This is a genomic window from [Leptolyngbya] sp. PCC 7376, from assembly GCF_000316605.1.
Lineage (GTDB): Bacteria > Cyanobacteriota > Cyanobacteriia > Cyanobacteriales > MRBY01 > MRBY01.
Genome location: NC_019683.1, coordinates 1,304,302 through 1,320,775, shown reverse-complemented (window position 1 = coordinate 1,320,775; position 16,474 = coordinate 1,304,302). Strand labels below are relative to the sequence as shown.

General features: G+C 43.0%; 11 protein-coding genes. 3 read left to right on the top strand and 8 right to left on the bottom strand.

Features of this window, described 5'->3' with window-relative positions; all coding sequences use genetic code 11:
* Positions 1 to 122: 122 nt before the first annotated feature.
* Both LEPTO7376_RS06005 and LEPTO7376_RS06000 read right to left on the bottom strand, forming a co-directional pair.
* Positions 123 to 1,109 carry a methyltransferase domain-containing protein gene (locus tag LEPTO7376_RS06005; protein ID WP_015133320.1) on the bottom strand — a complete coding sequence of 329 codons (987 nt, stop codon included), beginning with the start codon at positions 1,107 to 1,109 and terminating at the stop codon, positions 123 to 125.
* Between the two features lie 259 nt (positions 1,110 to 1,368).
* Complete coding sequence (locus LEPTO7376_RS06000; protein WP_015133319.1) at positions 1,369 to 2,412, bottom strand: radical SAM protein; 1,044 nt, start codon at positions 2,410 to 2,412, stop codon at positions 1,369 to 1,371.
* 113 nt (positions 2,413 to 2,525) lie between these two features.
* On the opposite strand from LEPTO7376_RS06000, the gene tcmP reads away from it, so the two are divergent.
* Positions 2,526 to 3,368 carry a three-Cys-motif partner protein TcmP gene (gene tcmP, locus LEPTO7376_RS05995; protein WP_015133318.1) on the top strand — a complete coding sequence of 281 codons (843 nt, stop codon included), beginning with the start codon at positions 2,526 to 2,528 and terminating at the stop codon, positions 3,366 to 3,368.
* Positions 3,369 to 3,480: 112 nt separating this feature from the next.
* Here the strand turns inward: tcmP and LEPTO7376_RS23260 are convergent, their stop codons facing one another.
* The 3 genes from LEPTO7376_RS23260 to LEPTO7376_RS05980 are packed head-to-tail and all read right to left on the bottom strand — an operon-like array spanning position 3,481 to position 5,486.
* A complete protein-coding gene (locus LEPTO7376_RS23260) occupies positions 3,481 to 4,026 on the bottom strand; it encodes a hypothetical protein (RefSeq protein ID WP_015133317.1) in 546 nt (181 codons plus the stop codon).
* Between the two features lie 24 nt (positions 4,027 to 4,050).
* Complete coding sequence (locus LEPTO7376_RS05985) at positions 4,051 to 4,959, bottom strand: ParA family protein (protein ID WP_015133316.1); 909 nt, start codon at positions 4,957 to 4,959, stop codon at positions 4,051 to 4,053.
* A gap of 8 nt (positions 4,960 to 4,967) precedes the next feature.
* Positions 4,968 to 5,486 (bottom strand): hypothetical protein, encoded by a 519-nt coding sequence (locus LEPTO7376_RS05980; RefSeq protein WP_015133315.1) that lies wholly within the window; start codon positions 5,484 to 5,486, stop codon positions 4,968 to 4,970.
* A 397-nt stretch (positions 5,487 to 5,883) separates the two neighbouring features.
* Here LEPTO7376_RS05980 and LEPTO7376_RS05975 point away from each other — a divergent pair, with 397 nt between their 5' ends.
* Complete coding sequence (locus LEPTO7376_RS05975; RefSeq protein ID WP_015133314.1) at positions 5,884 to 10,578, top strand: CHAT domain-containing protein; 4,695 nt, start codon at positions 5,884 to 5,886, stop codon at positions 10,576 to 10,578.
* Positions 10,579 to 10,765: 187 nt separating this feature from the next.
* Complete coding sequence (locus LEPTO7376_RS05970; RefSeq protein WP_015133313.1) at positions 10,766 to 11,161, top strand: FHA domain-containing protein; 396 nt, start codon at positions 10,766 to 10,768, stop codon at positions 11,159 to 11,161.
* An 80-nt stretch (positions 11,162 to 11,241) separates the two neighbouring features.
* On the opposite strand, the gene LEPTO7376_RS05965 is transcribed toward LEPTO7376_RS05970, so the two are convergent.
* The 3 genes from LEPTO7376_RS05965 to LEPTO7376_RS05955 are packed head-to-tail and all read right to left on the bottom strand — an operon-like array spanning position 11,242 to position 16,432.
* On the bottom strand, positions 11,242 to 13,662 hold the full coding sequence (locus tag LEPTO7376_RS05965; protein ID WP_015133312.1) for an ATP-binding protein: 2,421 nt from the start codon (positions 13,660 to 13,662) through the stop codon (positions 11,242 to 11,244).
* A complete protein-coding gene (locus tag LEPTO7376_RS05960) occupies positions 13,663 to 14,655 on the bottom strand; it encodes a phosphate/phosphite/phosphonate ABC transporter substrate-binding protein (protein ID WP_015133311.1) in 993 nt (330 codons plus the stop codon). It abuts the gene before it with no gap.
* 31 nt (positions 14,656 to 14,686) lie between these two features.
* Positions 14,687 to 16,432, bottom strand: coding sequence for an EAL domain-containing protein (locus LEPTO7376_RS05955; RefSeq protein ID WP_015133310.1), 1,746 nt, complete (start codon positions 16,430 to 16,432; stop codon positions 14,687 to 14,689).
* Between the last annotated feature and the right edge of the window lie 42 nt (positions 16,433 to 16,474).

Here is a 16,474-nt window from a genome sequence, read left to right as displayed (position 1 = left end):
ATCAAAAAATCAGTAATAAGAATACGGGGATAACAAAAAAAACTACAGATTAATGATTGCTCAAGAAACTGTAGTTTCAAATTAGATTGTTCAGATAAATATAAAAACTAAATCCGAAGAGCTTAAGCGTTAATCGCTTCACCAGTTTGGGCAGAGCCAACGGAATTAAGATTATTTGTCTTAACAGCTTGGAACATGCCAAAACGGCAGAGACCTGCACCGAAAGCTACACGCATTAGGAGCATTGTAGGCACTTCACGGAGAGACTTAAAGAAGCCAGAAACACCAAATTTGATAAGACCTTTAGGACGGACAATACCTTGCCAGATAGATTCTAACCAAGAAGGTAATGTTTCCTTCGTCCAGTCAGCAGTTGTTACTTCACCATCAACTAAACCAGTTTCAGCAATCTGCTCAGAGAAACGCTCGATACTGGAGAAAGAAGGGTGAGACCATTGGTCAAGGAGTTGACGCATAACGGGCTTTTCCCACCAATTGAGAGGAATTTGGCGATCATCGCGTTGGTTCCAGTCAGCCACCACAAGGATGCCACCGGGCTTGAGTACACGCATCATTTCTTCTGCATACTTCATTTTGTCGGGCATGTGGGGCCCTGCCTCAATTGACCAGACAACATCAAAGCTATTGTCAGGGAAGGACATATCAAGGGCATCATTCACCATGAACTTTGCACTAACGCCTTCGGGAGTGAGGTCATTTGCACGTTGGGCTTGCTTGGGACTGAGGGTAATGCCTGTTGCATCGAAGCCATAATTTTGTGCAAGGATGCGACTACTGCCACCAAAACCACAACCAACATCAAGGACAGTCGTGCCAGCGGGAAGCTGATCAAGACCACCCCAACGAACCATCTCATGAACAAAGTCTGCTTTTGCTTTTAAGAAATCTTTGCGGCGTGGGGGAGAGCCGTAGTGACCGAGGTGAATGTGCTCACCCCAGTAAAATTCGAGGATGCCGTCTTCTGTCCACTCATCATAGGAAGTGGCGACGGTATTAGAGGAGTCGTAGCTACGGGGGGTCAATAGATAAAGGACTATCCCGACAACGAGTAGCAGAACGAGAAATCCAATGGCGTAAATCCAGAACATTAAGGCTTATCCGTAATATTTATTCATATTGCTACCTTTATAATATCAAGTTGTGTGATTCGGTAGTTTTTCGAACATTTATAGGGTCTATGGATAAACGATTGATTTACTAATTAATCAGTCTGCATGGATGTGATCGCCATACCTCATTACAAGCTATAGAGAAGTCGGGGCTTTGGAATCTTAGTGTTTAACGTATGATCGGGAGGCGATCGCCTCCATAATTTTGGCATTCACCATAAGTTAAAAAATCAGCGCTCTAGCGACTTAAAGCTGTGGAAGGTTTTTGCCTGTTATTTTTATCGTTGAGCTTGTTTTTTGTCTGTTGCTTACCCTTCTTAGTCGAAAAAATAGAATTTTGTCGCCACTTCTCCACAGTTCTTCTGAAAAGCCAATAGTCCAAGGTTTGGTCTGAAATAAAGCCTCTCAAATCGGGATCCGCCCATATGTGTAAAAGCTGTTTGCAGTCCAATGAATCTGCCGCTTGCTCAATATCTCTCCACTGACGAATGAAGTTGCTTGCCCAAGAGTCTCGGTGCATGACTGAACTCACAAAATCTAGACCTGCTGCGAGCATTCGCTTACCATTAGTTCCGCGAGCATTAATTGGTTCCCAAAAAATAACTTCTGGGTTGACCACTAGTAATTTGGATAACAGATCTTGAAAATTAGTAAGTTGTGTCTGCGGAGGTGTTGGAGCGATCGCCACATATTGCCTGATTCCTTTTTCGTAACCTTTAAGCATTGCCTTGTAACGTTCAGATGGAGGTGGTGCGAATGGCTCGATTTTTCTACTCAATTCATCATCAAGCATCGGCAGACTCATGCCAACAGTCACATACGGAGAATCAAGAATATCGAGATCCTGTAGCCACAAAGGACTTCGAGTCAAAATACGAACATTCCTTTGATATTTGACTAAAACTTTCACCACTTCTCTTGTGACTTTTGCCGTTTGTTGGTTTTGGTAAGGATCAGTACCAGAACAAAGCATTACAACTCCTTGTCCTGATTCAGTCATGCTCCATGTTTTTTTACGACTTAAGGTGAGATTTAGTTGCTCTGCAATATTTTCTCGAACAAATAGATATTTTCCCCAGTCCATCTGAGGATTAGCTACACCCCGGGTTTCAAAATACTTTTGTCGTGTACGAATTACGGGAGTCGATGGTACGTAGCAAAAAGTACAACCATGTAAACAACCAGAAGCGACATTTATTACATAGTCACACAATCCTTTCTTATTCAAGCCACTCTTCTGTAGAGGACTCACTACACTCTCAGTACCTCTCACAGTGGGCATGGTTTGAACTCCCTGAAATTTAAGTTATTTATTTTAGATTAATATCTATTTAGATTAATATGTATGTTCTAATTATACTAGGGAATATGTAATTTACAAGTTGCCCATAAAGCATGCCTATTTCTTCTTCAGGTCAAGGATTCAGCGACAATACAGCCACCAAACAAGAACAATTTAAGTACTTCGCGACAGTTCATTTGAATATTTGTCAAAATGGAATATTTAAGAGACATCAAGGAAAAAGCTGGTTATCGGCAAAATATCACTTCATAGATTTGAATGCGGGGACGGGAATCAATGAAGAATATGGGAAGGGAAGTCCAATAATTTTTCTTGAAAAATCACAGGAGCTTAATGTCGATACAAGCTGCTTCTTTGTCGATATAGAACAAAATATTATTGATGAGCTTAAAGATAATGTTGCGAAGATATCTGCAAAAACATCTCATTCATATTTCTCAATAGGTAATAAAAAAGCTCTAGAACAAATATCTTCAATAATTCAATCTAATACATCGAACAAGGCTGTATACGGTTTAGTGTATTCGGATGAAAATGGAAACATACCACCTTTTGAAGAATTAAGTAAATTCTTTAGTCAACAGCACTTATCCAAAATCGATGTTCTCATTTATTTTTCCGCTACCAATATAAAGCGGGTCTTAAAATCAGCAGAACAAGAAAATTGTAAGCGTTTAGCTGAATATATTTGTGACTTGCCAAAAACACATTGGCAGGTAAGGCAATTGGAAGACCGACATCAATGGTGTTTTTTATTTGGTACCAACTGGAGTAATAAGTCAGGAAAAATGGGCTATCCAGAAATCAGAAAGCTAGGGTTTCGTGATATTCAGAGTAGAGAAGGTCAAAAAATTCTCGAACAAGCATCTTATACGAATGATGAGCTGGATCTAAAACAAAAACCTTTCTTTCCAGGTTTTGAGGATCTTTTGTAATGTTGCATTAGCACAGCATAGAAGTAGCTTGCATGCAGAATAAATAAGAAGTTCGTTAAGGCTTGGTTTTATTTTAAGTCGAAGGGAGATCTCCTCCCTATTACTCTTAATATCAATACTGTAAATCTTGTCCTTGTACTTGGAAATTTACGCTATCAATATCCCATTCAGCATTGGCGATGAGGGTTTCGCGGAGTTCACCGAGTAGGGCAAATTGTTCGCAATTAGATAAAGAATAAATTGAGCGGGCAGTATCCACAGGTAGCCGGAAATCCAAGGTTGCAGCTTTAGTAGATTCTTCAATATTGATCCGATAGCCCGCAATACGGAAGTCGCCATTACTGCGATCACCCACAATTTTACTAATCGTTTCGTCGAGGGGAGCGACGGCTGGCACATCTACATCCTCGGGGACGAGAGCATTACACTGACTATCAATTTTGTAGCGGGTGACAGTCACAGTGGGAACATCTGGCTCACTCTCCACAGGGGCGATCGCCTGAGGCTCAGGTGTTACTTGCGGTTCAATGGGTTGACTCGCAGTCGCTTCATCGATACGAGCCACTACTTGAGTTGAGGTTTCAGCAATGAGCAGTCCACAACCGGAAGAGGCGAGAGCCGTGGCACACAACAATAGAGTTAAGAACGGAGAACGCATAGTAGATGGCGAGAATGTCGATATCTAACTTTCCGCTTCGGGCTTAGGAGAATCAGGAACTTTTATGTGTTGTTGCCAGCGATATAAGAATTCATTGGCAAGGCGTTTATAGGCTTTTGCTCCTGTCGATTTCGGCTCTGTCAGCACCACAGGCTTATAAAAATCCACAGCGCGGGCGATCGCCACATTAATCGGAATTGCTGTTCTAAACAGAGATGTTTTGCCAAAATCTCGTTCGAGACGCTCTTGCACTTGCCCTGCCATTTTTGTGGTGCGACCGAGGGAAGTAAAGGTAATGCCCAACAATTCAATTGTGCTGCGTTGATTGTCTTTAAATTGTTTAATGCGTCCTTGAAGAATGCCAATGCCCACCACAGAAAGCGGTTCAGGCTTTGCGGGAATCACATAATAATCACTAGCCAAAATGCCGCTGCGGGTCATAAGATGGTCGCCCGGCGAAAAATCCAGCAGTACAAAATCATACATTGGCGCGAGGGGACGGAGGATTTGTTTGAGGAGATTGTCCTCCATCTCTTGCCAGCACTCTAAAAAGTTATCGCGTTTTCCCTGCGATCGCTCGTAGATAATATCCGCTAAAACAAAGTCTTCGTATAGCTCGATATCCCCTGGCAAAATATCGAGGCCATTAATGCCACAGAGATTGGTTTGGATAATTTCAGTGGGAGCCCAACGGGGTTTTGTCTGTTTAGAGACGGATTGTTTAACAAGGTTACGGAGGGTTTTGTGATCTTTTTTCAGCTTCGCGAACTGTACTGGTGACATCAGACTCAAGGTCGCATTAATCTGACTATCAAGATCGACGATTAGCACTCGTTTGTTGTAATCTTTCGCCAAACAAGCCGCCAAATTAATGGTGGTGGTGGTTTTACCAACCCCCCCTTTCATATTTACGAATGCAACAATAGAACCCATACAAACTGCTATAGCAAGTCGTTATCATCATCGTCGAGTTCCTGACCTTCAATAATTGCGATCAGATCCTCTGTTTCTTTTCCGAGGATACGGCATAGGGGTGGAAACAGTCTGCTTTCGATGTTCTCTCCGTTATAAATACTTTTGAGATCGTCTGGGGAAAGTTTATAGGAGTCGCAAAACCGCACAAATTCTAGCTGGGAAATATCAAGTTCTTTTTGTCTTTCTTTCAGTAATGCGGCGATCGCCGGGGTTCCAGCTTTAGGCTTACGAGTGCGGGTAATATACTCTCGCATCAAAGATTTGAGCTGATTTATATCCTTTGGATCACCCTCATATTCTGTCAATAGGTCTTCACAGGCGAGTCTTAACGCTTTTTTGATACTCTCTTCGCCATTCAGGATATTGGTAATGCCCTTCGCGTATTGGGGATCGATCAGACCGACATTTTTACCTTTATAAATCAAAGGCACATAGAAATCATGGACATTAATTTGCCAGTCTAGAGGCTTATCGCGCAGAGACATTCGCCATCTACTCCATCACATCAAAGGGGTGCACTTAATTCTACCGAAAGGCATACAACCCAAACAGATGAATTTTTCAGCCAAGTTCACACATTAGGTGCTTATTCAGGTCATTTTCATCAACAGCCCATCACAACCGGATTAAAAACAGCTGAAAATATGTTTTTATCGTAATGATTTTTGTAACGCTAAACCTTGAGATAATTGGAGTCAGTTACTTTAAAAATAGAGTTGTTAACCGCATTTCAAGGTTTAACGAGCAAGGGTATCGCTAAAATACCTACCGTAATAAACTTTACAGAAAGTGCGGATTCGGTAATTTTGCTGGTGTAGAAGAATGCGAGAATGCCTGCCATTCGATTCTTCTTTTCTAGGTTTTGTGACGAGAGGTATTTCCGTGTTTCGTCTGCGTCTGTCGGCTCTTTTAGTTTTATTTCCCGTTGCTACCCTGCATACTCTGCCAGCGATCGCCCAGATCACACCAGCAGGGGATGGTACAGGCACCCTCATTGATCAGACAGGTGATGCCTTTGCAATTACTGGAGGTAGCACTGCGGGCAATAACAGCAATTTATTTCACAACTTTAGCGACTTCAATCTTGCAACAGGCCAAAGCGCCAACTTTTTCGCGAACCCTGACATTCAAAATATTTTGTCCCGTGTGAGTGGTGGCAATCCCTCGTTTATTGATGGTCTCATCTCAGTCACAAATAGTAATGCCAATTTATTTTTGCTAAATCCTTCGGGTTTGGTGTTTGGCAGTAATGCACAACTCAATGTGGCAGGAGATTTTACAGCAAGTACAGCGTGGGGTCTGGGTTTCGATGATGAAATTTGGGTTGATGGCGCGGATTATGCTCAACTCACGGGTGCACCCACACAATTTTTCTTTGATGGTACTGGCGCGATTATCAATGCTGGTGATCTGAATGTCGTACCAGGTCAAGCGATCAATCTCTTTGCCTCTAATGTCGTTAATACCGGAAATCTCACTGCTGAGGAAGGCACAATTCAGGCGATCGCCGTACCAGGGAGCAACACTTTACGCCTGAGCCAAGCTGGTCAAATTCTCAACCTCGAAATCATCCCAACCTCCGGCAATCTCACGACCACCAATTTACCGGAACTTCTCACAGGTAGCGGCTTAGATAGTAGTGTCACTTCAGTGAATATTTCTGCCGAATCTGGTCGCACATTCATAACGGGGAATCTGGATACCTCTGGCGCAGTGGGCGGCAATATCGGTGTCTTCGGTGAAAATATTTTCCTTGAATCAGCCAATCTCAACACCTCTGGCACCAATGGCGGTGGTGAGATGTTTGTGGGTGGTGATTACCAAGGTTTAGGCACACTACCAACAGCTCTCAATACTTTTGTCGATGCCAACTCTACTTTAGATTCCAGGGCGATCACCGCAGGAGATGCTGGTCAAATTATTGTCTGGGCGGATAATGCCACAGGATTTTATGGAGAGGCGATCGCCACGGGTGGTCTATTAAGCGGCGATGGCGGATTAATTGAAACTTCTGGTAAAAACTATCTTGATGTTTTTGGCTCAAGTGTTGACGCTAGTGCCATAAATGGTTTAGCCGGACAATGGCTTCTTGACCCCACTGATATCAATATCGTGAGCACTGGTACCGGAGTACTGTCAGGTGGCGTTTTCAACCCACCCACCACAGCACCTCCAGCATCAGATATTGATCCAGCGACAATCGTAACTGCACTTGATGGTGGTACAGACGTCATCATTACAACAAGTGCAGGTACTGGCGGCAGTGGTGACATTACTCTCTCAGAATCAATCATTCAGGGTGGTGGTGGAACAGCATCACTAACCTTTATTGGTCGTCGATTTATTCTTCCAGGTGCTGCCATTATCGATATGAACAGCTCTGGCGGGCTAACCTTCAATATCAACAGCATCGGCTCAGGCACCGCAACGGCAACAGAGCTTGGTACTGCCCTCCAAGATGCCCATGATTCTATTGGTGCAGTCACCGGTACTCGCACCATTAATCTTGCCGCTGGAACATTTACCACTGCTGCTGGATTTGGAATAAATCGGGAAGTAACGATTAATGGTGCAGGCGAAAGTTTTACCTTCCTTGATGATGGTGATCCAACTCTTGCAACTGGTTCCAATCACATCATCGTAAGCGGTGGTACTGGCGATATCACCATTCAAAATCTCACTATTCGATATGGTGGCACCTTTGCAACAGCCAATGGTGGTGGTATTTACAATACCGCTGACACCCTAAATCTCAACAACGTTACCATTTCGGATAACTTCTCCCCTGGCGCTGGGGGAGGGATCTACAATGACGATGGTGACGTCACTATTACCGATAGCCTATTTTCTGGGAATAGTGCCACTGGCATATTCGCTGGAGACGGGGGCGGGGCGATCGCCAATGATGGCACGGGTAATGTCACCATCCTGCGCAGTACCATTACAGGCAACTCAGCCACAAGCACGGGTATACTTGGTGGCGTCGGAGGAGGCATACTTAACGATGGTGACACCCTAGAAATTCGAAACAGTACTCTGTCCAGCAATACGGCCACTTACGGTGGTGGTGGCATCGATAATTTGGGCACTTTCATTCTTGCCAATAGCGTAATCACAGGCAATACAGTTACTGATATCACAGGTTATGGTGGTGGCTTAAAGCTTAGTCTTGGTGGCACTGCAACTATCACAGATAGCCTCATTACTAGTAATACCAATGCGGGTTATGGTGGTGGCATTGCCAACTTTAGTGCAACAGCAGACTTAACAAGAACAACTATTTCTGGAAATACTGCTGTAGATGATGGTGGTGGTATTTTTAATAGCACCACCTTGACCTTGACTGATAGCACTGTCGCAGATAATACCTCCACTGGTGGCCGAGGAGGAGGATTATATAATGAAGATCTGGGTGGTGACTTAGCCTTAATCAATACCACTGTTTCTGGCAATACTGCTACCCTTGGTGGCGGTATCTACAACGACTACGATTTAGCTTTAACCAATAGCATTATTGCGAACAGCACCAGCGGCGATATCCGAGAAGGCGCAAATAGTACGATCAGCACATCGGGCGTCAACTTAGTTGAAGATGGCAGTATTACAGGTGCTAGCATCATTACCCTAGATCCGTCTTTAACACCTTTAGGAGATTATGGTGGTATCGATGTCGGAGATCCAAATACAGGCACAAGTAATCTCGAAACACACTTTTTCTTTTTTGATAGTCCTGCGCTTAATAGAGGTGACGATAGTTTTGTCAGCAGCACCACAGACCAAAGGGGTGGAACGCGCATTATTGATACGGCAGTTGATCTAGGGGCAGTTGAGTTCCAGGGGGTTAGTTTAGCTCTTGTTAGTGGTGATGGCCAGAGTACAGATATCAATACTGATTTTGATCCTGTAACAGTGTCCGCAACAGAGGTGACATTCGGTAACATCCTAGAAAATTTAGAGGTAGAGTTTGATGCTCCTGGTAGTGGTGCGAGTAGCGATCCAACAAATCTCTCTGGCACAACCAATGCTTCTGGTGTAGTGAGTGTCACGCCAACCGCAAATGATACGGTTGGTTCTTTTGAAATTCAGGCAACAACTCCAACATTTTCTGTTAGTAATACGGTTTTAGCAGATTTAGAAAATACAGATCCAGATGACCCAGACGATCCGGATGACCCCGATGACGGCGATTTTGATGATAGTTGTACAGGGGTCACAAACTGTGAGGATCCGGTCTCTGATCCAGAGCCAGAAGATGGATTAGCAGATGAACGTGGCAGTAATATTGCTCAGATTACGAGCAAGCTTGAAAAGGTACAAGAACAAACAGGGGTTAATCCAGCGCTAATCTACGCATTCTTTTCACCGCCAGAGCAGGATGATCTAGTTGCAACCAAGGATAATCGAGTCGCAACAAAGGTTGAAGACTCGAAGGATGGCTCAGAAAAAGATTTGACGCAATGGTCGTATCGGGGCGATCGCCTGAGTGATTTTCTAAATGCGGAGGAAAAATTCCTCAATCCTCCCGAAAAACTAGATAACGATGAAGAGTTGGAATTGGTGATGGTGACCTATTCTGGCAAAATCATTCGTAAAAAAGTTCCTGGTGTCACTCGCAGGAATGTCATGCCTGAGGTGAGAGATTTTATCCGTGGGGTCACAAATCCTCGATTTGGTAATCGCTACCTAAAGCCTGCCCAATACTTGCATAGTATTTTTCTCGATCCATTGGAAGCAGACATTGCCAAAGAACAGATTAATAACCTGACCTTCATCATGGACGAAGGCTTTCGAGCACTTCCCGTAGCAGCACTCCATGACGGCGATAAATTCTTGATCGAGAAATACAGCATCGGCCTGATGCCAAGCTTTTCCCTGACGAACACTTCAGGCTACATTCCACCTCGCCAAAATCAGCTTTTAGCTATGGGTGCAGCTGAGTTTGGTGATGGTCTCGATGATCTACCCGCCGCTCCTGTTGAAGCTCAAATTATTGCAGACCAGATTTGGCAAGGAGATGTCTTCGTCGATCAACAATTTACAGTTGAGAATTTACTCAGTGCCCGCGAACAAAATCCCTATGGCATCGTACATTTAGCTACTCACGGCGAATTTCGTGCAGGGGACAATAACAATTCGTTTATTCAATTCAAAGACCAACGGGTCACAATTGACAGGCTGTCTAGCCTTAGACTCAATGAACCCCCCATCGAATTATTAGTCTTATCTGCCTGCCGCACAGCCCTCGGCGATCGCCAAGCAGAATTAGGCTTTGCAGGACTCGCCCTCACTTCCGGTGCAAAATCCGCTATCGGTAGCATTTGGTATGTCAGCGATGAAGGAACCCTTGCCCTTATGGCCCGTTTATACGAAGAATTACAAAAATCCTCCATCAAAGCCGAAGCCCTTCGCCAAGCTCAATTATCCTTACTCAGACAGGAAGTACGTACCGAAAATAACACTTTAATTACACCAGACGGAGAGATCACCCTACCGCCAGAACTCCAACAGAGCCAAGACTTAAACCTGTCCCACCCCTATTTCTGGAGTGGCTTCACCATCGTCGGCAACCCTTGGTAATCCCCTCGAATATTCCCTAAAAAGACAATTTTAGTTTTCAGCCAAAAATCGCATTTTTATGGCAAGCAAAAAGTTTAATAGATTGTTAAATGTTAAAATCAGCTTGATTATGAAGAGTAATTTTCGCGATCATCAGTAAAATCTGATTAGTACTTAAAAAGCCAAGTATGTAGAGCCAAGGTCATTTGTGATTACCCTGACATTATTACATCCCCTACAATCCGTGCCTGTACAAAATTGGACATTTGGAACCGAGTCTGTCGTACGGGTGGGTCGCTCTACAGATAATGATGTGGTTTTGTATAGTGCTGTAGTCTCTCGTCACCACGTAGAACTGAGACAAGATGGTCAGCAGTGGAAAGTCGTCAATCTAGGTACAAATGGCACATATATCGATGGTAAACGCGTCGATGAGTGCGAAGCCCAAGACGGTTTAGTGATTCGTTTAGCGAGCTCTGGCCCAAAGATTCAAATTCGTCTCAAAAGCAATACTAGCGTCGACGATAGCGCAAAAAGCTCAAAATCGAAGCGCTCTTCTACGATGAACCCTAACGCTCGGTCAAAGGATACCCTCGTCAACTAATCTGTAAGCAACCAATCTGCGCCGCTCCCAACTTCATTACCATCTAAATCTTTATCGGCTAGGTTAAACCACCTATAGACTTATGATTTTGGCACGAGATTTTCGCGTCTCTGCTTGAGTTCTGCAATGACGGTTTCGTATTCTTTCAGGATATTCGGCCCTAATATTTCCGCTTGCGCAAAATCCTCTGCCTTGGCACATTTTTCTAAAGTAAAGCATTGATCACTCAGCGCTTGGGCTCCAAGATACCGACTAGATCCTTTGAGGGCATGGGCAGCGAAATATAATCCTTCTGCAGACTTAGATGCAATTGTCTCGCTAATCTTCTGAATATTTTGCTGGCTATCTTCAAGATAGGTCGCAACCATATCATCGATAAGGCTGTATTTTTCGATGCCAGCCATCTCCAATAAATTTTGCCAGACTTGTTCGTCTAATACACCTTTATCAGATGCACTTGTGGGAGTTGCGACTTCTGGCTCTCCTTGATGAAACTCTTGTGTTGAGTCTGTGGAAGCAGATTGAGGATCTTGCAGATATTCTGCTGTAAGGTCTGGATTTGCGGCGATCGCCATCTTAGAAACCAAAGGACATTCAAGTAGAACCTTAGCAAGATCAGCACTCTGTACAGGCTTAGCAATAAAGCTATTCATCCCAGCCATCAGACAAGTTTTACGCTGTTCTGGCATCGCATTAGCCGTCATGGCAATAATCCAAGGTTTCTTCGGCGTCTGCCACCGTTCGCGGATCAGTTTTGTCGCAGTGATGCCATCCATCTCAGGCATATGCCAATCCATAAAAACCACATCGTAGCTCTGTCTTTCTAGAGCATCGAGCGCTTCCTGACCATTACCCACCGTATCAATGCGGTAACCCAAACGCGCCAACATCAAAGCTGCAACCTGGCAATTCACCTGAATATCTTCGGCTAACAGAATCTTTAGTGGTACTTCGAGTTCTTTGATCACTTCCTCTGCATCTCGCAAGCTCGTTGAGGAAGTCGCTTCTGCTTCTGCTGTAGGGACTTCCTCAGGAGTGGGTTCTAGGAGAGGCAACAGCACCGTAAACTTACTGCCCAGACTTTCCTCACTGACAAGGGAAATTTCACCTCCCATAATTTCGCAGATACGCTTACAGATCACTAAGCCGAGGCCTGTGCCCCCATACCGACGAGTCACAGAATTATCGGCTTGGGTAAATGCCTCAAAAATTTGATCTTGTTTGTCGTGGGGAATACCGATACCTGTATCTTTTACGGAAATTTGGAAGAATGGTTCGTCTTCAACCTCGATAAAGTCACATTTGAGGGTGACACTACCCAGGTTGGTAAATTTAATCGCATTACTGAGAAGATTCAGTAGGATTTGCCGAATTCTGGTGATATCGCCTTTGATATATTTCGGCAAGCTTTGGTCGATAGAGTAATCGAGCTGCAAATGTTTCCGACTGGCCTGTACTCCCACAATACTCATGGTTTCATGGATACAACGGCGCAAATCGAAAGTTTGAATCTCAAGCTCCAAGCGATTGGCTTCGATTTTAGAGAAGTCGAGAATCTCGTTAATGATGGTGAGGAGATTTTCACCGCTATGGCGGATAGTATCTGCAAATTGATATTGGTCTTCGGTCAGCTTGGTATCCATCAGCAAACTGCTCATACCGATGATCGCATTCATCGGTGTCCGGATCTCATGGCTCATCGCAGCGAGAAATTCACTTTTTGCCCTTGTTCCGGCGACAGCTTCGTCTCGAGCATCGGTTAAACCAGCCAACGTTTCTTGGAGCTGATCCGCCATTCGGTTAAAAGCATTAACCATTTTTCCAAATTCATCGACATGTAATTCTGGAATTCTCTGGTCAAGGTTGCCTTCACTCAGCTCAACGGCAAATCGATTGAGGGATTTAATTGGCGATCGCACGAAACGACTAAACAGAAGATAAGTCAAAAATGCCAACAGAGCACTAACACTGACAGAGATTAAGATCGTCGCAATCAATGCTTGTCGGATTTCTGCATCAATCACTGCTGTGCTATAGCCAATATGTATCGTCCCTAAAGTTTGATCTGCATAGACAATAGGCTGAGCAATTTCCTTGATCTTTGGTTGCGTCTCTAAACGCTCCACCCACGACAAAACATTTTGATGATTAATCGTTTCACCTTCAGTAAGCTGCGCAATGATGGGTTCTTCTTGATTCAGGTAACGAGTTAAGGGTTTTTCATCCGGATTAAGAATGATGCTATATACAATTTCTTCATCCACACTTGCTTGCCGCATTAGCCGCTCAAGGGTTAAAAAATCTGACCCGAAAATCGCCTCAGAACTAACTCCAGCAATAAATGCGGCTTCATCTGAAATTTTTTGCTCAAGGGATTTATATTGCGATCGCCCGGATAAGTAGAGAGCTCCCAACCCAAAGAGGAGCTGTACAACAAGTACAAAGCCACTCGTTAAGGCAAGATATTTAAGCGTTAAATTTTCACGAAATTTAGTAAACATCTAAGATTCTTCTGGATTTAGCGATGCATCCCACGTTTTGAGCTGTAACGTTTCAATCAGTCGATCTAAAGCCGAATAATCTACTTCTGGGACAAAAGCAGTCAGGCCAATTGCACTCAAGGCAGGATGATCTGATGGTACTGCGAGTAAGGCCTGTTGCACCGAATTCTTTAGCTCAGGATCAACATGGGATAGCGCAGCAATCGGCCATTCTGGATAGAGAGCTGTCGTATGCTCGTAGAAAAAATCATCAGCCATTGGCTCTAAAATCTTCACCTCATCCTTGCTGGTAATTAATTCCTTCCGCACCATTTTTTCGAGCTGCCCTGTCCGAATAAAACCAAAATCAAGGCTGCCATTCAGCACACCAAGCACAATATTGTCTTGGGATGGGTTTTCGATAAATGAAGCAAAATCTTTATAGGGATCAATGCCTCGCTCTATCAAATGAAACACCTGAAATGCACAGCCCGCTGCCGCTGTTTGGAAGTTGACACAAGCGCCTTTTTTATCGCGTAAATCTTCGAGAGTTTCAATGTCACTATCTGCCCCTGTGATAATCAACCCACTAAATTGCGTTCCGGTGGCTGGACGGGAATGGGTCACCAGAAATTCAGTGTCGTAGAGGCGTCGCACTTGTACCGCAGACAGAGGATTCGTGGTGGTGAAATCCAGTTCTTTTTCAGCAACTTTTGTAAATTGTGTCGCTTGAGTGAGAGATACCAATTCAAAATCCTGTTCTAGTGTTTCTTCTAGATATTGCATCAGAGGCGCATAGCGTTCATTTACTGAAACTGCACTATCGATAGACAAAACACCAAATTTGATGGCGACGGATTCTGTTGGTGATGGTGTTTCTGATGGATTTTCAGAGACAGATGATGAAGTTGGAATCTCAGTATCGATGTTTTGTTGTGGTTGGCAAGACGCTAAAACTGGAAGGGCGATCGCCATAAGAGAAGAAATAAAAATCTGACAACCACGAAGAACCACACCAAAACACCTCAAAATATTTAATTAACAATCAAGAAATAATAAAATTGGATCTAAAGAATTGATCTGTAAATGCCTTAAAAGATATTGGCTTTGAGAACAAATAACCTTGAGCTTGATCACAATGATATTCTTTCAAGATAGCAAGTTCAGCTTCAATTTCAACCCCTTCTGCAATAATTTCAAACCCTAGATCATTAGCCGCAGAAATAACATTCTTGACAATCGTGCTATTAATTTGATTAAGATGAATGTCACTAATAAAAGATCGATCAATCTTAAGAATATCCCAAGGAATCATACGAGCATAATTTAGGGAAGAATAGCCAGTACCAAAATCATCCATCGCAATTCGGCAACCTAGTCTTTGTAATGAATTCAGTTTGGCGATCGCCTGCTTAAAGTCTTGAATCAAAACTGATTCTGTAATTTCAATATCGAGATATGATGGCGAAAAATCATTTTGCATTAATATTTTCATCACATCATGACAAATATTTGCACTATGCAGTTGATTGCCAGAAAAATTGACTGCCAATCGTAATTCTGGTTGATAATTTTGTTGCCATTGACGCACATCTTTCGCTGCTATTTCGAGTACTCGTAGACCAATCTCATTAATTAAACCAATCTGTTCAGTGAGAGGGATGAAGTCAAATGGAGAGATCATACCTAGTTCAGGATGATGCCATCGAGCCAATGCCTCAACCCCAACAATTTGACCTGTTCTTAAACGGATACTAGGTTGGTAATGAACTTTTATTTGGTTTCGCTCGACAGCATAATGTAATTCACTTTCTATAAACGCTTTTTTTTGGGCACTAAGACTAAACTCAAGGGAATAAAAATGATATTTTATATCAGAAATATCATCAATCGCATCCACTGCATTCAAACTTTTCTGAATCAAATCATTGATACTATAAGCATCTCTACAATAGAGACTGACACCAAGCTTCGGCTGTAAAAAATACTCTTGATTATCAACGGTAAATGAGCGTTCAAAGAGCTGGATAATCGAATCGGCGATCGCAATAATTGCAGCACGCTTTTCCTGAGGAGGAGATAAGATCACAAACTCAATATCATTGAGCATAATCAAACTATTTTCATCTTGCAAAAAATCACTAATTCGCTGGGCGATCGTCTTAAGTAGCTGCTGATAAGCCACTAACGTTACATTTTGCTTGATAATTTCTGTTCGCTCTACTCTAAGCACAAAAAATGGTAACAAAACAGTATTTGTACTATGCCCAAAACGTAGACTTTCATACTCACAAATTAAGAGCTTGAAATTCTCTTGTAAATACAAAATATTCGGCAAGCCCGTTACAGGATCAAATTTCTTTTTATCAAGATGTTCAACTTCTATTTTTTCTAGTTGTTCTTGATAATGCTTCTGGAAAGCATTTTGTTTTTCTAAGCGGCTACTGACTGCATCTAAAAGTTCTATACGGGTAAAGGGCTTAGTTAAATAATCATCAGCTCCTAATGTCATCCCTTGGCGAATATCTTCTTTACTTCCTTTCGCTGTCACAAAAATAAAAGGTGCGAAATAATTAGGTGCTTTTTCCTTAAGCCGCTGCAACATTTCGTGACCATCTAATTCAGGCATTAGAATATCACAAAGAATCAAATCTGGTCTTTCAGATAGTGCCTTATCTAATCCTTCTAAACCATTTTCAGCAACTAAAACGTCATGGTCCTCAAGTTTTAGGAGACGCGCCATATTTTTGCGGATTTTGGCATCATCTTCAACGACTAAAATTTTCACCATAACGATTCCTTATGGGAGATGAACAACTAAAATTAACTACCC